The following is a 16,260-nucleotide window of genomic DNA, read 5'->3' on the forward strand; positions in this document are numbered from 1 at the left end:
GCGACGGCCGCACGCGCGGATTCGCTGGGGTCAGCGCAGGCGGCGAGGCGGATGCCTGCACCGGCCTGTTCCAGCGCGCGATAGACGCGGAGATGGTTGCGACCGAAGGCGCGGCGCCGATGACTGCTATGGCCGTGGCGCCGGAATGAGCGGTATGGCTCATGGTGTTACTTCGCTTCGACGGCCTGGCGGCAACGGTTGTAGAGCTCAAGCAGAGCGGTGACCTGATCGTCAGACTTGGGAGTGGAGGTGCCGGCGAATCCGGGTGTGCCGCCGCCGGTGGACTTGACCACGTTGGTGGTGGAAGCGATGAACTTCAGCAGGTCGAGCGCGATGTCTTCAGTACGGCGGGCAGCGCCGGGGATGGGCAGTTCCATGGGTCGGTTCCTCAGTTTCTGAGGATACCCGATGCAACCTTTTGTGTGCTTTGGGCTATCTGTAAGTAACTGATTCTACGTGTGGAACATGAAAGAATGCGCCAAAACACTGGTATTTTGCGGCCGAAGTTGGTAGGCTGACACAGGTTTGAGGGTTCTGCCGATCCCCAAAACCACAGTGCTGACAGGTTTCGGGCTTACCAGTCCACCTGCTGCCCAATCCGCGCGAGGCGCAGGCACACAGTGCCGCACCAGTCGCGCAGCAACCTTCGGGTTGCGCCAAGGCGACGGAAAGATCGCCAAATCCCAAAGAAAGAAGACAGGAAGACAGCGGAGCTCAGGGACATTGTCGTGCGTTTTTGACTGTCGCAATTTGCGACAGCAGGAAGCCGGTAAACCTACCCTGTGACCAGCACAAGCAGAAACACGCGCGCGCTCGTTGATTTTTCTCCGCCCCATTGCTCCTGGCCTAGCAGGCAGTTCATTGATCCACGCAACCGAAATCGGTTCGGAAAACATTCTCCCGGTTCACCCCGCGAAAGTTACTCGCGGATTTCTGTCACTCTCTCGCACCCTGTTCCGCAGCCGCGCTGTACTGCGGTTGGCCCGCAAGCGGCACTCCCTTGCCCTGGGACTGGCTCTGGCCACCGGCGCTGCCGTTTCTGCCGCGTACGCCACGGTTACCGTGGTGGAGCATCAGGTGGAAGCTCGCACCCGTGTTGAGCCTTTGGCCCCCGCGCCTGCTCCTCCCGCCGCTCCGCCGGTGGAACTGACGAAGAAGCGTCATCCGCTTCTGAATTTCCGCGCGACTACCTTCCGCGGATTGGCCTCCTGGTATGGAGATGTCTGGAATGGACGCACCACCGCCAGCGGCGAAACCTTTGACGAAACCAAACTGACCGCCGCACACAAGACGCTGCCGCTGGGCACGATTGTCCGCGTGACCGACATGGAAAACATGAAGTCGGTAATCGTGAAGATTAACGATCGTGGCACACTGGCTCCGGATCGCGTGATTGACCTGTCTTCTGCCGCAGCGAAAGAGCTGGGCATTATTGAGCAGGGATTGGCGAAGGTGAAGCTGGAGATTGTTAAGAAAGCTTCCTAACCGTTTCTCAAAGAGAACTAATTTCATGAAAGGGTCCGCGCTGCGCGGGCCCTTTGTGCTGTTTGTGAACGTTGGGGTCGTTGATTCTTCTTCAAGCCCACGTCTCAAAAGCGAGACGTGGGGCACCCGCATTCTCGTAAGGGAGAAGCATGCGGGTCTTTCAGCTCCGCTTCGCTTCGTTCAGGATGACGCGCTTTGCGCGTTGGAGCTTCGCTGGTGGATGGTTTTCATTCGTTGGAGTTTTGCTGAGTGACAGTCTTCGACCGTATGAGCTTCGCTTACGCAAAGCTGGCTGGGTTCTTTGGCTTAAAGCTTCGAGCCGTCTTGGCAGGATGAAGTTCGTCGGGTTCCTTCGCTTTGCTCAGGATGACGGGCGGAAGAGGATGGCCTGATAGGGCTTTACCTTCATGCGGATTTTTGACTTTCCTGTGTGCGTGCCGGGGACTGGTGTTGCGGTGGTTGTGAGTGGGTCGATCCGTTCTGCGGTGAAGGTTCCTTCGGGTAACGGAAACTCGTACCAGACGGGTTGATGTTCATCCATGAAGTAGAGAATGGTTTGCGCCTGCTTGCCGTCTGCGCCACCGTAGACCGTTGCGTTGAGATAGTACGGCTTGTCCTGTGCGAAGAAGCCCATGCGTGCGTTGGGTGTGAGCGCAGAGTCTTCTACGAGTTTGCGCAGTTGTGCGATGGCTGCGGAGCTTTCACCGTGCAGCGTGCCGCCGTGCGACCACCATAGTGTGGGTGTGGTGTCTTCGTTGAAGGCTTCTTCTGTGTCAGGCAGGTAAGTTTCGCCGTGCGTGACGTAGCAGCCGTTGATGACACCGAGCCAGAAGCGGCGCACCATTTCTGCGGCGCTGATGTTGCCCCAGCGCTTGTTGAGATTGCCCTCGTACTTGCATTCGTCGAAGAGAACGGGCTTCTTCCATGCGGCGAGCCACTGCGGTGCTTTGTCGAACTCGTCGGTCTGCAGGCTGGCGTGTGTTACCCACGGATGCGCGTAGTCATACTGCGTGATGGAGTAATGGATGCTGCGCAGGTGGTGATGCGCGTCTGCGGCTTCGAGGACGTGGAAGAGGCGATCGAAGTCAGCGAGTGTTTTGTGCTTCATCAGGTCCCACTCGTTGGCGAGTGACCACCAAACATTGCGATAAGCACCGAGGCGTGCGACGACATAACGCAGATAGAACGCGTCAGTCTCTGGCGACATGGACTGATAGCCCCAGCGGTCGTAGGGATGGAAGAGGATGAGGTCCGCTTCGATGTTGAGCTTTTGCAGATCGAGGATGCGCTGTTCAAGATGCGCGAAGAAGTGTGGATCGAAGCGCGTGTATTCGTTGGTGTTGCCGTTGCGCGGGAAGGGATAGAACGGTGGCTCGTTGTGGTTGTACTCGTAGTGCTTGGGGAAGATGCACATACGGATTTTGTTGAAGGGTGCGGACTTCAACGTCGCTAGCGTTTGTTGTTGCAGTGCTTCGCTTTGATGGATCCAGGCGTAGCTTGTGGTGCCGAAGGGGAAGTACGGTGTGCCGTCTGCATAAGAGAAATGCTGCTGGTTGTGAACGATGACGGGGCCGTGGGCGTTTGGCAATGGCTTCGTCACGGTGAAGCTGCCGGTCTTGCCTGCGAGCGATGCGTTGTTGCTGACGGTGGCGTAAGTCCATTCGCCTTGCGTGTCGGGCATGAAGCGAACTTTGTATGTGCCTTCACCGTCGTAGAAACTGGGAACGCGGAGGATGCGATGGCCGAGATGGAAGTCGGCGGAGAGATCGACGTCGACGAAGGGATTGCCGTTGGCAGGGCCTTGCAATGTGAGTTCGAAGATTTCCCACTGCGGTATGGGTGCGTGCTGCGGCCGGGCTTTGGGCTGTTGGGCGGTGAGCGTGGTGGGCAACAGGGCAGCGGCAGCTCCGCTGAACTTCAAGGCATCGCGACGAGTGAGGTTTGGCACGGCAATAGCGTATCTGGTTTGCATGACAAAAACTGAGGAACGAAGAAGCGACTTTGTGCGTATGAACCAGAACCCACGCTCTGCGGAAGATTTTCTTTCGCGGTGAGTGTTCCTGTTCTCGAATCTTTCAGGAGTTTCACTATGCGCTTTCGTTCGTATCGCACGCTGCTGCTGGCAGCGTTCCTTGTTCTTGCCGGTGTGCCGTTTGTGGCGCACGCGCAGGAGCCGCAGGCCGCGGCGGTGTGGGACATTGTGAGCATTAAGCCGCATAAGCCGGGCGACGATAACGTGAGCGAACGATATACGCCGTCGACCTACTCAGGACAGAATGTCAGTTTCAAGATGCTGATCAGCCGAGCCTACAACGTGAAGCAGTGGCTGATATTCGGTTTGCCTGCATGGGCCAATGACCAGCGATGGGACATTGAAGCCAAGGTCAGCGACCCGGACATGAAACAGCTACGCAACCTGACGCGCGAAGAACGCCGTGGCATGGTGCTTGCGCTGCTGAGAGATCATGTGGGATTGGTGGCACACCAGGAAACGAAAGTGCAGCCCGTGTTTGAGATGCGGGTGGCACCGGATGGCGCGAAGGTGAAAGAAGTGCCTGCGCCAACCGTTTCCGAGAATGGAGAAAAACCGAGACAGAGTAGCCAAACGACGATTGATGATGGCTCCATTGTGGGCAAGGGCATGAGCATGCTGGAGCTGGCGGATGCGCTGTCATACCAGGTGGAGCGCAACATTGTGGATCGGACGGGGCTGAAGGCCGACTATGGCTACATTGTTGATTTGCACTGGACGCCGGAACAACGAGACAAAGGCAATGACAACGGCAGCGGAACCGATGCTCCTCCACCATTTTTTGAAGCTGTGCGTGAGCAGCTTGGTTTGAAGATGACTCCCGGCAAGGCCGAGGTACCTACGGTGGTGGTGGACCACATGCAAATGCCGGAGGCGAATTAAGTTTCTGCATTCCGATACTGCGCTTGATGCGGATACCATCGTGACGGCGTTCGCGCCTCCACGGACCACCATGCTCACACTGAATCGTTGTCGCCTGTTTGTACTGGCCTTTGCCCTCATCGGCGTGGGCTCTGCGATGTGTCTGGCCCAGACGCCGTACACGGGGCCTTTGCCGGTGTTTGATGTGGTGACGGTGAAGCCGCATAAGCCGGGCGACACCAACACGAATGTGAGCCGCAGCCCTACGAGCCTGCAGGCGACCAACATCTCGTTGGAGGAGATGATTGCGGGCAACTACAACGTGAAGGCTTGGTTGATCTTTGGGCTGCCGCCGTGGGCGGAGTCGCAGAAGTGGGACATTGTTGCGAAGGTCAGCGAACCTGATCCGGCGGTGATGAAGAACCTTTCGCGCGAGCAGCGCAATGACATGGTGAAGGCGCTGCTGAAAGAACGCTTCGGTTTGCAACTGCACATGGACAGCAAGGTGCAGCCGGTGTTTGAGATGACGGCAGTACCGGAGGGCGTGAAGTTTAAGGAAAGCCCGCCACCACCGAAGAACGAAGATGGAACACCGGGTAAGAATCCGGGTGCAAGTTCCAGTTCGTCTGACAGCCACATGGTGATGCATCATGCTCCCTTGCGGTCGTTTGCAGAAAACCTGTCATATCGCGTGGAGCGTACGGTGGTGGACAAGACGGGTATGCACAGCGAGAACGGCTACGACATTGAACTGACGTGGACGCCTGAGATGCTGAACAATGGCGGCGATAACGGATCGGGGCAGGAAGCTCCTCCGCCGATCTTCGAAGCTGTGAAAGAGCAGCTTGGTTTGAAACTGACGCCGACGAAGGCTGAAGTGCCGACCATTGTGATTGACCATGTGCAGATGCCGGATGCGAATTGAGTTTCTGCATTCCTATAAGGCGCGTTGTGCGGATACCATCGTGACGTTGTTCACGTCCTACCAACAACCATGCGCTCTTTGAATCGTTCTCGCCTGTTTGTACTGGCCCTTGCTGTTTGTGGCATGGGCTCTGTGATGTGTGTTGCCCAGATGCCGCTGCCACCGCTGCAGTCCGGCAGTGGCGGGTACACGGGTGAGACGCCACAGTTTGATGTGATCTCAGTAAAACCGCATAAGCCTGGCGAGAACATGATGAGTATCCAATGGGGCGATACGGAATATCACACGAAAAACCTGTCGCTTAAGGGGCTGATCAGCAATGTGTATGACGTGAAGGACTGGCTGATCTTCGGGCTGCCGTCGTGGGCGGAGTCCTCCCGTTGGGACATCGATGCCAAGATAAGCGATCCGGACAGGAAGGCGATTGCAAAGCTGTCACGAGAGCAGAAGACGGCAATGATTGGCGGCATTCTGAAAGAACGCTTTGGACTGGTGGCGCACCAGGAAAGCAAGGTGCAGCCAGTGTTCCTGATGACCGTTCTGCCCGGTGGCCCAAAGTTCAAGGAGAGCGCTGCGCCTCCGCCGACACCGGAAGATGAAAAGCCGAAGCCGCATGGCGGATGGCGCATGGGGCCGGGCACGCTCTCTGCGAAAGAGATGTCGATGCAGTCACTGGCCGATAGCATCTCTTACCAGGTGGAGCGCACCGTCATCGATAACACCGGACTCACCGGCAAGTACGACATGGAAATGAAGTGGACGCCGGAGGACCGTGCCAATGCAGTGACAGATAACGGTGCGGGAGATGCTCCGCCGGCCATCTTTGAAGCTTTGAAGGAGCAGCTTGGGTTGAAGTTGACCGCAGATAAGACGCCTGTGCCTACTGTGGTGGTGGATAAGATTGAGCAGCCTGAGGCGAATTGATTTCTTTGATTTCCTTTTGTGTTGGAGCGACGCGAGAGGAATGCAGGTCCTTCCACTTCGCTCAGGATGACGGCCATTGGCCGTATGAGCTTCGCTGCGATGCTTCGCCGTATGAAGCTTTGCCTTGGGCGAACTTTGTTCGTGTGAGCTTCGCTTTGCGAAGCGGGTTTGGTTCTTTGGCTGAAGGCCTTTGGCGGTATTGATGCGTGAAGCGTGTTGGGATTCTTCGCTGCGCTCAGAATGACGGGCTTTCGCGCCGAGGTCTTCGTTCAAACGCGATGAACCCTTCTATGCTGAATGTATGAGCGATGTGGCGCGCATTCTTGGGTTTGATGTGGGGGAGCGGCGTGTTGGCATTGCTGTAACCGATGCGCTGGGGATGGCGCAGCCTTTGATTACGATGGGGCGCTCGACGCAGAAGGAAGAGTTGCGCAACATTGCTCGGCTGGTGCGCAAACACAACGTTACTGCGATGGTGGTGGGGCATCCGCGCAACATGGATGGCACTGCGAGTGCGCAGACGTTGAAGTGTGAAGCGTATGCGGCTGTGTTGCAGGAACACTTTGCCATGCCTGTTCATCTGCAGGATGAGCGACTAAGTTCCGCAGAAGCAGATGCGTGGCTGGATGCGCGTGGCTATCCTCGCGGGGCGGAGCGCAAGGGTTTGCTGGATCGTGTGGCAGCCATGGTGATATTGCAGGATTGGATGGACGCGCAAGATGGAACGAACATCGCACAGAGCGATGCGCCATAACACTTTTGCAGCAGCGATTGCATGTTGTTACAGGTGCGCAGAGGTACACCCTGACGCAATCTGTGGCAAGGGAAATCGTACCTTTTGATGTACGTATTTCTTACCGTTCTGGCACCTTTCACCAGCTTTGGTGCAAGTGTATTTTTCGTGAAATTTTTGCGTCATGGGGCTTCCAGAGAGAGGTTCTCATCGTGCTACCATCAGGTTCGTTCCTCAAGCAGAGACGGCTTCGTGCCCAGCTTGATTTGAATTTGCATCACATCACTGATCGATAGTTGTCAAGGCTCTATCGACGGTTTTCACAACAGAGACAGACATGCGCATCCGCCGGCAGTGCAGAGCGGAGATGATGTTGTTGTTTCAAAATTTCGCTCGCGGCTGCACTTCCCCCAAGGCGATGCAGCCAAGGTTTGACAGTGAACGCGCCGGACGCTGGTCCGGCAAGGCAAGGAAAGAACCGGATGTCATTTGGACCCACGGCATCGCCCGTAACCACTCCGCAGAACGCCTGGACACGTATCCTAGGCGCGCTTGAGATGAAGGTGAATCGGCAGTCGTTTCATACATGGTTGAAGCCCACGCGCTTCTCGCATGCAAACGGCCGTACGCTTTACGTTCGCATCCCATCGCAACAGTTTCAGCACATTGGCGACCGCTATGCGGACTTAATCCAGGAAGCGATTGAGAACCTGACGCTGGAAGTGGACGACGTCCGCTTTGTGACCGTAGAGGACGACCCCACGACTCCGAAGACGCGTGAGGATGGCGGCTTTGCGCCGCTGCCTTCGCACTCGCCGAATGCGCCGCAGAATGCGTCGTCGCTGGCGCCGGGACGTGGTGCCTCTCCGCAGGCTCCCAGTGCAGAGCAGGCTCGCTTTGACTGGAATACAGCAGCGCAACTGAACCAGCGCTACCTGTTTGAGAACTTCGTGATTGGCAGCGGCAACCAGTTTGCCCATGCTGCCGCACAGGCCGTTGCAGAGCGTCCGTCAAAGGCCTACAACCCGCTGTTCCTGTATGGCGGCGTGGGTATGGGCAAGACGCACCTGATGCATGCCATTGGGCATGAGGTGAAGCGCCGCAATCCGCACGCCAGCATTATGTATGTCTCGGGTGAGAAGTTCACCAACGAGATGATCAACAGCGTGCGTTATGACAAGATGACGGGCTTCCGCGATCGTTATCGCACGGTGGATGTCTTGCTGATCGACGATATTCAGTTCATCAGCGGCAAGGAACGTACGCAGGAAGAGTTCTTCCATACGTTTAATGCGCTGCACGAGAGCATGAAGCAGATTGTGATCACGAGTGATCGTCCGCCGAAGGAATTGGCGGAGTTGGATGATCGTCTGCGTTCGCGTTTTGAGTGGGGATTGATCGTCGACATTCAGCCGCCGGATCTGGAGACGAAGGTGGCGATTCTGCAGAAGAAGGCAGAGAGCGAACGCGTTACGCTGCCCACCGATGTTGCGATGTTTGTTGCAAGCAATGTGCGCACGAACGTACGTGAGCTTGAGGGTGCGCTGATTCGTTTGATTGCGTGGTCGTCACTGCATGGCGTGGAGATTACGCTGGCGACGGCGCAGCAGTGCCTGAAGCAGTTCATTGATACGCAGACACGCAAGATCACGATTGAAGCCATTCAGAAGGCCACGGCGGAACAGTTTGGCATGAAGATCAGCGAGTTGAAGCAGAAGAACAACTCGCGCCAGATTGTGGTGCCGCGGCAGATTGCAATGTACCTGGCGAAGCAGATGACGGAAGCTTCACTGCCTGAGATCGGACGCCAGTTTGGTGGTAAGCACCACACGACGGTGATGCACTCGATTGCGAAGATTGATGAGCAGCGCAGAACGGACAAGGCGCTGAGTTCCACCATCAACAAGCTGATGGAAACTTTGGCTTAACTACTCATGCCGTTTCGACGTCGCTTTCGCGACGTGGTTCTTGCTAAGTGATAACGCTAAAGAAGCCCGGCCTCGCGCCGGGCTTTTGCTTTGTACCAAGATTTCGCTTGCTGAAGTTCACAGAAAGGATGAATAGTCTGACTCAGCGAGATTAGAGAGTTCTTGAGATGGCGACGAGTCGCATTTTCCGAAATTCTTTCCGTGCGAGGACACAACGGCAAAATCGCTGGGATGTGCTTTGGTTTGCTGTGGTGTGTGTTGCCTGGATCGCTGCTCCTTTTGTGTGTGGCGACTGGAAGTGGGGCGCGATTCAGCCGACGCTGATACTCGGTTATGTTCTTGCGACGTCGGGAGCACTGCTGTCAAAGCGCACGCCGGGAGAGCGGAAAGTGTACGTCACTTCGCTGGACGATCGCGCGTTTCTGCACTACGGCAAGACTTTTCTGGAACTAAGCGAAGAGCAGCAAAACGATGTCATGAGTCGTTACCAGGTTGGGGTCTACATCCTGACTCTCAGAAACGAAGAAGACATACAGGCGCGTGCAGACATTTATTTGCGGGCAAAGCATGAGGCTCGAAAGATTCTGCTATGGGCCGCGCCACTGTTTGTGTGCCTTTGCCTGCTTCTCAGATACCTGCAGCTTCATGGCATTCTTCACATGCCGCCGGGAACGTGGGCATCCGTACTGCTTTGCGGCGGATTGACTGCGTGGGTTCTACCGCAGCTTCTGACCAAATGGCGTGAGCCAGATAACCTGCCGCCGTCAGCCTACCTTAAGACCACAGCAGTCTGAAGCAATCCTGCTAGGTGGCGGGGTAGGTGCGGTTCTTCCATTGGCCGCCTTTGCCGCGATAGAAGCGGATGGCGGAGCCTATGGTTGCCGCCATGTAGAACATGGCGATGAGTGGCAACGCCATGCCCCACAAAGGCGGCTGCTGATAGCGCCGCAGGATGGGCTGGAAAAGCGCAGCCATGAGTACCCATGTTGCCGCGCCACACCACATGGTTATGCCGCGTGTATGCAACGCGAGTGCGAGGGGTACGGCGTAAAGCAGCAGCATGCCTGCGACTGTTCCGAGCAGCAGCAGAGGCGAATACTGCAACTGCACATAGGCTGTGCGCGCGATCATCTGCCATATGTCTGCGAAGTGTGGGTACTTGCGCAGGCTTGTGGCGCGCGTGGCGTGGCCGAGCCATGTTGCGTAGCCGCCACGTTTCACTTCGCGCGCCAGTGCACAGTCGTCAATGAGCTCTGCGCGGATGCGCGAGACGCCATCGATCCTTTGCAGCGCGGCCTGCGATAGGAGCATGGTGCCGCCGGCGGCTGCAGCTACTTTGCTGCGTTTGTCTGCCACACGCGCAAAGGGATAGAGCATGGCAAAGAAGAAGACGAATGCGGGAATGGCGAAACGTTCTGGCAGCGTCTTGCAGCGGAGGCGCACCATCTCTGAGACAAGGTCGTAATTACCTGCCTGCGCCGCGGCTACCAACTGCGCCACATGGCTTGATGCGTGCACGATGTCTGCATCTGTCAGCAGCACGTAGTCCGCTTCAGGGGCATATTCCAGGCCCTGCGATACGGCCCACATTTTGCCTGTCCAGCCTGCGGGCAGAGGCTGGCCCTGGACTACGGTGAGGCGCGGGTCTTCTGCGGCAAGGTCGCGAGCAATGTCGCCGGTGCCATCGGTGCTGTTGTCATCGACCAGGATTACGCGGAAAGGCCATCGGTAGTCCTGCTGCAGCAACGCGCAGAGTGTGTGTTCGATGTGCTCTGCCTCGTCGCGCGCGGGAATGACTACCGCAACGCGCGCCATACGCAATGGGGTCACATGATGCGGAAGCTCTGGCCCAGACTGCCAAAAACGTCCATGCGCCACAGCAAGATAGACCCAGGCAGCGACGACGATGGAGGCAAGCACCAGCACACAGTTGATTGTGCGCCGTTTTCACCCAACGTGCGACTACAGCGCGAGCAATAGAATCTTGCCGCCAGCGCCGCCCTTTTCAGCAAAGGTTTGTGCCTCGGCTGCTTCATGCAACGCGTAGCGACGGACGATGGGAAGTTTGAATTTGCCGTCGCGGTAGTCTTCCGCGTAGGCGAGGACACGCTTGGGGTCAGGGTGCGCCATGATGCGAGCGAGGCGGACGCCGGGATGCAGCGACACATCTGGCGGAGGCGTGACCACGGTGCCGCAGACGCCTCCTTCGCGGACGTGGATGAGCAGCGGTGTGGTTGCGTGGGCTCCGGTGGTGTCGGCGATGGCATCGACGGTGCCCATGTTCTTGATGGCGGCTTCGTCGTCCATGGCGAGGATGCCGTTTGTGCCGAGTTCCTTTGCTTCCTCTACCTGCGATGCGCGGACGCCAGCGATGACCTTGGCGCCGAGCGTGAGGGCGCTATGTACGGCGGCGCGGCCCACGCTGCCGAGTGCGCCTGTCACCAGCACAGATTGGTCGGGCTGCAAGGCACAGGCTTCGCGGACGAGCTGATCGCCGGTGAGGACGACGAGGGGCAAGGCTGCGGCTTCGATGGGATCGAGGCCGTCCGGTATGTGGGTGACGTTAACGGCCTTGATGGCGACGAGAGAGGCGTACGTGCCGGAGTTGGGGCTGAAGGCCATGACGCGGTCGCCGACGTTGATGCCTTGCACGTCTTTCCCGATGGCTCGCACCACGCCGCTGACGTCGCGGCCGAGGATGGCCGGGAAGGTGAGCGGAAAGCGCGCTGCTGCTGCGCCAGAACGCATCTTCCAGTCGACGGGATTGATGCTGGTGGCGGCAGTGGCGATGAGTACCTCGTCGTCCGCCATCTGCGGGTCGGGGACGTCGGTTTCATAGTGCAGGTTCTTTGCCGGACCGTACTCGTAGAGGCGCACTGCGTTCATGGCTGGGTTCCGTCCTTTGCTTAGGTCAGATGCTATTGCCATCTTCGGCGAGATAGTTTTTCCATGCCTCGGTTGTGGCAATGCGGCGGATGCGATGGAAGCGACTGCGCATGAGGCGGAGGATGTGAGGAACCATGATGTATCGGGCGACGAGTCTTCCCGCCTGCCCATACGGCAGGCTGAAGTGCAGTTCGTCGTGGAGTTCAGTGACTCCGTTGGGCAGTTCTTTCAGATGATGGTCGTGCTGGAAGGTGCGGAAGCGGCCACCGAGCATGCTGTCCTGCAGAAACGTGGGGTGGACGTAGCCGCTGATGCGAGAGACGTGGAAGTGGCGCATGCCAAGCTGCCAGCCCTCCCATCGGACTGTGTCGCCGGGCTGCACCAGGCCGCTGGTGCGTCCGTGCACGGGCTTCATGCCTAACTCTTCCTGCACAAGCGCAATGGAACAGGTGAGCCGAAAACAGCGGTCGATGGGAGCGGGGATGGTCTCTGTCATCCGCAGGGTGAAGATGCCGTTGTCTTCGGTCCAATTTCGCATTGCACTCTATGGGATGCAGGTGTAGGTCTTACTGTCGCGGTTGCAGCCTTGCCGCGAGAAGATGGCCTCCGCTGCCCAGCACGTGCAGGTTGCTGCCGGTGAAGTAACGCGTGTTGATGGCGTTGCGATCGAGGTCGTGCAGGACTTGCCAGCCGGATTGATGCAGGCGGTGGTGGATCTCGTCGGGCATGAAGAAGAGGCGGAAGGGTTCGCCGGCGGCGGCGACGCGTGCGGACATGGAGTCAAGCGCGAGACGTTCCAGCGGCGGCAGGGCGTGCCGGGGCATGCCGTAGTCGAAGACGAGGACGGAACCGGGGGCACAGCTTGAAAGAAAGTTCAGGGTGGCGGTGAAGCCTTCGTCGGTGAGATAGGGCACAACGCCGAGCCATGCGAAGACTGCGGGTTGCGATGGGTCAAAGCCGGTGCTGCGAAGACGTTCAGCCAGGTCGTCATGGTGGAAGTCGACGGCGACATGGTGCGTCTGCTGGGGTGTGCTGATGTCGTGGTCTTCCAGCAGGCAGAGCTTCCACGCCTGCGTGTCAGGGTGGTCGACTTCGAAGACCTGCACCTGAGGAAAGGGGTTGCGATAGCCAAAGGTGTCAAGGCCCGCGCCGAGCAGGACGTATTGCCGTGCGCCTTCATAGACAGCGGCGGTTAGGGTGTCTTCCGCGAAACGGCTGCGCGCTACCAGAAAGGCTCGCAGGCTGATGGAGTGGGGACGGTTGGGCGCGCGGAGGCCCTCTGCGTCGTGGTTGCTGGTGGTCAGGCCGAGGATACGGAGTGCCAGCGGGTCGTCAAACACGATGGGTTGATCGAAGATCTGGTGTGCGGCACGACGCAGCGCCACACGCCATGCCGTGCGCGAGGGGGTACCTTCACGCATAACTCCATTGCAACACAGCCGAGACACAACATACCCCAGACCCTGTATGGAACAGGGCCTGGGGTCTTCTGTTGCGTCTTGTTACTGGACTACGAGAGTGACCGTGGTGGTTGCCGTGATGCTGGCAGCTCCGCTGGAGGGAACGCCGGTGGCGGTGATGGTAAGGGGATAGCTACCCGCCGCCGTGGTGGTGCCGCTTGTGGAGGTGCTGCTGCTGGAACTACTGCCGCCACAACCAGAGAGGCTAAAGACGCCTGCGGAGAGCAGTACGAGAAGCAGTGCTGCCGGACGAATGCGTTTCCGCAGGAAGAATGCTCCCATAAGGCCAGCGGCAAAGACAGCCATACCACCGCGTTGCCAAGGATTGTGTGTTGGCTGCGAGGACGCAAGCTTTGTATTGAGCGATGTTGCGCTTGCGGAGGTGCAGTTTGCCGTGGACGTGTACACCGTAAGGGTGGACTGGACGGATGCGCCCGATGCGACCGTGACCGACGGCAGGTTGTAGCAACCGATGGTCAGATTGGCTGTGGTGCTGGCCTTGAAGGAAACCGTTCCAGCAAAGCCCGTGCTGGCGATGGTGATGGCGTCTGTGCCTGTGCTGCCGCTGGTAACGGTAAGCGTGGGTGTCGCCGGAGTGAGGGCAATGCTGGTCAACGTAGCCGTGCTGGCGACGGTCAGAGTGATGGTAGCCGTACCGGCGTTGTATGCCGAATCACCGGAATACGAAGCGATCACAGTATGCGTGCAGGTGGTGGTCGTTGTGCTTGTGCAAGCGGGGACGGTGTATGTGTAAGTTCCACCACCGGAAGCGAGCGTGAGAGTTGTGACCGTGGTGCCGTCAATGGAGAGAGCTGCGGTACCAGTGGGTGTGGAACCGGTGCCGCTGACGGCTACAGTCAGCAGATCCGTGGTGCCACCGGCGGGCGTGGTATTGCTAGCGCTCAGGCTTACGTTTGGCGTCAGTTTTCCGCCAGTGCTGGTGGAGGACTTGATTCCCGCGCTCAGGCCGGTGGCGTCGATTGAGCCGAGGCCAGTGACCATGTCGAAGCCAGTACCGGCGCTGTACCCCATGGTGCCATTGGTGGCCGCATTCGTGGACGAGCAGCCGGTGGTGCCGCCTTTGCAGGTGACGATGTTGTTACCCGAGGTGATGTCGTGGAAGATGCTGCTGGCGCTGCTGCCCGCAGCAAATGTGTAGAGCCTGGAGTTGATGTTACCCAGCGCTGTGCCGCCGTTGGCTTGTTCCACGATGGCGAGCATCGCCGCAAAGTTTGGCGCAGCAGCCGATGTGCCTCCGAAGACGTATGTGCCGGAAGAGCCTCCGAAGGTGGTGCCATTTGTGCATTGATACGTTCCGACGACGCAGACGAGATATCCGTTGGTCTGCGGGGAAGAGGGAAAGGCTACGTCAGGAAGGTCACGATGGCCATCCGCGAGAACCCCTGTTCCGGTTTGCCAGGAAGGTTTGCCAAAGAGTGCGCTGGCACCGCCGCCGCTGGCAGAAAGCGCGCTCGCAGTGGAATCATTCCATGCAGTTTCCGGAATGTACCCAACCGCGGAACCACCGTAGCTGTTGTTCGAGGAACTCCAATAGGTAGAGGTGGTGCCGGTTAGCGTGGTGCCTCCGACCGCCGTTACATTGGGCGATGATGCCGGATAGGAGACGGACAAGCCACCCTGTGCGACCGTAACGTTGCCATTGTTGTCAGGTGTTTCGCAGGCCGTGGCTCCCCAGTCGCCCGAGGAAACGAGAATGGTCTGGCCTTGACTGCTTGCCTGCGCCAGAACAGGCTCCAGCACCGTGTTTGCGTATGAGGTGGCGTCACTCTCGCAAGCGCCATAGCTCAACGTGAGAATGGGAGCCAGATTCTGATTGATGGCGTAAATCATGGCGTCAAAGACACCGTTGTTCGGATTAGCGTTTGTACCGATGCCTGTGTAGATAAAGAGCACCTGCGCTCCGGGAGCAGAGCCGCTGGCGTACTCGAGATCCAATTCGCTTTCCTGCTCATCGGTGGCAGACAACTGGCCTGCGGTACCGGTGTTTGGTACCAGCACCATGGTGGGGAGTTTCTGTGTTTGCCCGGTGAGTTGCTGGAAATACGTAAGCTGGGCCGAGGTAACGGTGGATTGGCCAATTACGCCAATCTTGATTCCGGTGCCGTCATATCCCTGGGATATCAGGGTGTTCATGCCGAAAATCTGCCGGAAGTCCCACGGCACCAGATAGTGCGAACCGGAGCCGGCCGTGTATTTCGGAGTGACGAGAGGGGACTTCTGGATGGGCTGGATGTGATAACTGCTGATGCCGGTGATGCCGCTGACTACGCCCGCCAGGGATTGCGGCAGGGTGATGGCGGTGCTGTTTTCAAAGTAGTCCTGATTAGAGCGATGGAAGCGCTGCAGGGTGGTACTGAAGGCGCTCTCGACGGCGGACGCAGTGCCGGAGAAGACGATGCGGTTGCGGCTGGGCGCGACATCGTCCACGGTGAAGCCCTTGGATGTGAGCCAGTCCTTGACGATGGCCAAATCAGCATCCGATAGGCCGAACTGTTCGCCGAAGGTCTGCGGCGTGAGCCATTGGTGATACTTCGGTGAGGATGGGTTCTGCTGGTCAGCCAGTAGCTGTTGCAGTGCGGCGGCCTGCGCGTCTGTGGGCTTCAGCACCAGCGACATGCCCGTGAGCTGTGTCTCTCCACCGAGATGGCCCAGGACGGAGGCGGTCTTGACGCGCGGGGAGACCGTATCGGGCAGCGACACCCTGGGGTCCGACGACGAGGGCAGCGAATATAACCGGCGCGCTACCTGGCTTCCTGCAAGGGCGGGAAATGCCGTGGCGGCGAGCAGAGCAGCTGCAGCGATAACGCTGCGGAAACGGCGACTGGGGGCAGAGATAAGCGTCATTGAGCGGCCTTGGTTCTGTGGTTCGATGATCGAAGTCGGAGCAACATAAGACACGGGGGCAAGACCGCAGGGTCTGCGATCATGCCGTTGGACGGTGGTTCTACTCAGCAGTAAACACGGTCATCAGGATTCTGTCGCGCAGGTCGATAGGAACAATAGCT

The 16,260-nt window shown here is 58.3% G+C and carries 14 protein-coding genes; 7 read left to right on the top strand and 7 right to left on the bottom strand.

The features are described from left to right. Window positions 1–167 precede the first annotated feature (167 nt). Complete coding sequence (locus tag JAO32_RS01740) at window positions 168–377, bottom strand: hypothetical protein (RefSeq protein ID WP_334236874.1); 210 nt, start codon at window positions 375–377, stop codon at window positions 168–170. Window positions 378–861: 484 nt separating this feature from the next. On the opposite strand from JAO32_RS01740, the gene JAO32_RS01745 reads away from it, so the two are divergent. Further along, on the top strand, window positions 862–1,485 hold the full coding sequence (locus JAO32_RS01745; RefSeq protein WP_334236876.1) for a septal ring lytic transglycosylase RlpA family protein: 624 nt from the start codon (window positions 862–864) through the stop codon (window positions 1,483–1,485). 361 nt (window positions 1,486–1,846) lie between these two features. Here JAO32_RS01745 and JAO32_RS01750 read toward each other — a convergent pair whose 3' ends face one another. After that, a complete protein-coding gene (locus tag JAO32_RS01750) occupies window positions 1,847–3,457 on the bottom strand; it encodes a DUF5060 domain-containing protein (protein ID WP_334236877.1) in 1,611 nt (536 codons plus the stop codon). Between the two features lie 117 nt (window positions 3,458–3,574). On the opposite strand from JAO32_RS01750, the gene JAO32_RS01755 reads away from it, so the two are divergent. From JAO32_RS01755 to JAO32_RS01780, 6 genes are all read left to right on the top strand, one after another. Beyond that, on the top strand, window positions 3,575–4,399 hold the full coding sequence (locus JAO32_RS01755) for a TIGR03435 family protein (RefSeq protein ID WP_334236879.1): 825 nt from the start codon (window positions 3,575–3,577) through the stop codon (window positions 4,397–4,399). Window positions 4,400–4,439: 40 nt separating this feature from the next. After that, window positions 4,440–5,303, top strand: coding sequence for a TIGR03435 family protein (locus tag JAO32_RS01760; RefSeq protein WP_334236881.1), 864 nt, complete (start codon window positions 4,440–4,442; stop codon window positions 5,301–5,303). A 78-nt stretch (window positions 5,304–5,381) separates the two neighbouring features. Continuing rightward, the gene (locus tag JAO32_RS01765; protein ID WP_334236884.1) at window positions 5,382–6,227 is read left to right on the top strand and encodes a TIGR03435 family protein; all 846 of its coding nucleotides are present in this window, start codon (window positions 5,382–5,384) and stop codon (window positions 6,225–6,227) included. 301 nt (window positions 6,228–6,528) lie between these two features. Next, entirely contained in the window at window positions 6,529–6,981 is a 453-nt protein-coding gene (gene ruvX / locus JAO32_RS01770; protein ID WP_334236886.1) for a Holliday junction resolvase RuvX, read from the top strand. 461 nt (window positions 6,982–7,442) lie between these two features. Continuing rightward, entirely contained in the window at window positions 7,443–8,888 is a 1,446-nt protein-coding gene (gene dnaA / locus JAO32_RS01775; protein ID WP_334236888.1) for a chromosomal replication initiator protein DnaA, read from the top strand. A gap of 233 nt (window positions 8,889–9,121) precedes the next feature. Further along, a complete protein-coding gene (locus JAO32_RS01780) occupies window positions 9,122–9,682 on the top strand; it encodes a hypothetical protein (RefSeq protein WP_334236889.1) in 561 nt (186 codons plus the stop codon). A gap of 10 nt (window positions 9,683–9,692) precedes the next feature. Here JAO32_RS01780 and JAO32_RS01785 read toward each other — a convergent pair whose 3' ends face one another. From JAO32_RS01785 to JAO32_RS01805, 5 genes are all read right to left on the bottom strand, one after another. Beyond that, the gene (locus tag JAO32_RS01785; RefSeq protein ID WP_334236892.1) at window positions 9,693–10,814 is read right to left on the bottom strand and encodes a glycosyltransferase; all 1,122 of its coding nucleotides are present in this window, start codon (window positions 10,812–10,814) and stop codon (window positions 9,693–9,695) included. 36 nt (window positions 10,815–10,850) lie between these two features. Next, window positions 10,851–11,774, bottom strand: a complete 924-nt coding sequence (locus JAO32_RS01790; RefSeq protein WP_334236894.1) for an NADP-dependent oxidoreductase — start codon at window positions 11,772–11,774, stop codon at window positions 10,851–10,853. Between the two features lie 25 nt (window positions 11,775–11,799). Further along, window positions 11,800–12,312, bottom strand: a complete 513-nt coding sequence (locus JAO32_RS01795; protein ID WP_334236895.1) for an SRPBCC family protein — start codon at window positions 12,310–12,312, stop codon at window positions 11,800–11,802. A gap of 28 nt (window positions 12,313–12,340) precedes the next feature. Continuing rightward, window positions 12,341–13,195, bottom strand: coding sequence for a class I SAM-dependent methyltransferase (locus JAO32_RS01800; protein WP_334236896.1), 855 nt, complete (start codon window positions 13,193–13,195; stop codon window positions 12,341–12,343). A gap of 81 nt (window positions 13,196–13,276) precedes the next feature. After that, a complete protein-coding gene (locus JAO32_RS01805) occupies window positions 13,277–16,153 on the bottom strand; it encodes a protease pro-enzyme activation domain-containing protein (RefSeq protein ID WP_334236898.1) in 2,877 nt (958 codons plus the stop codon). Between the last annotated feature and the right edge of the window lie 107 nt (window positions 16,154–16,260).

This window comes from Terriglobus sp. ADX1 (genome assembly GCF_036877645.1).
In the GTDB taxonomy this organism is placed as follows: domain Bacteria; phylum Acidobacteriota; class Terriglobia; order Terriglobales; family Acidobacteriaceae; genus Terriglobus.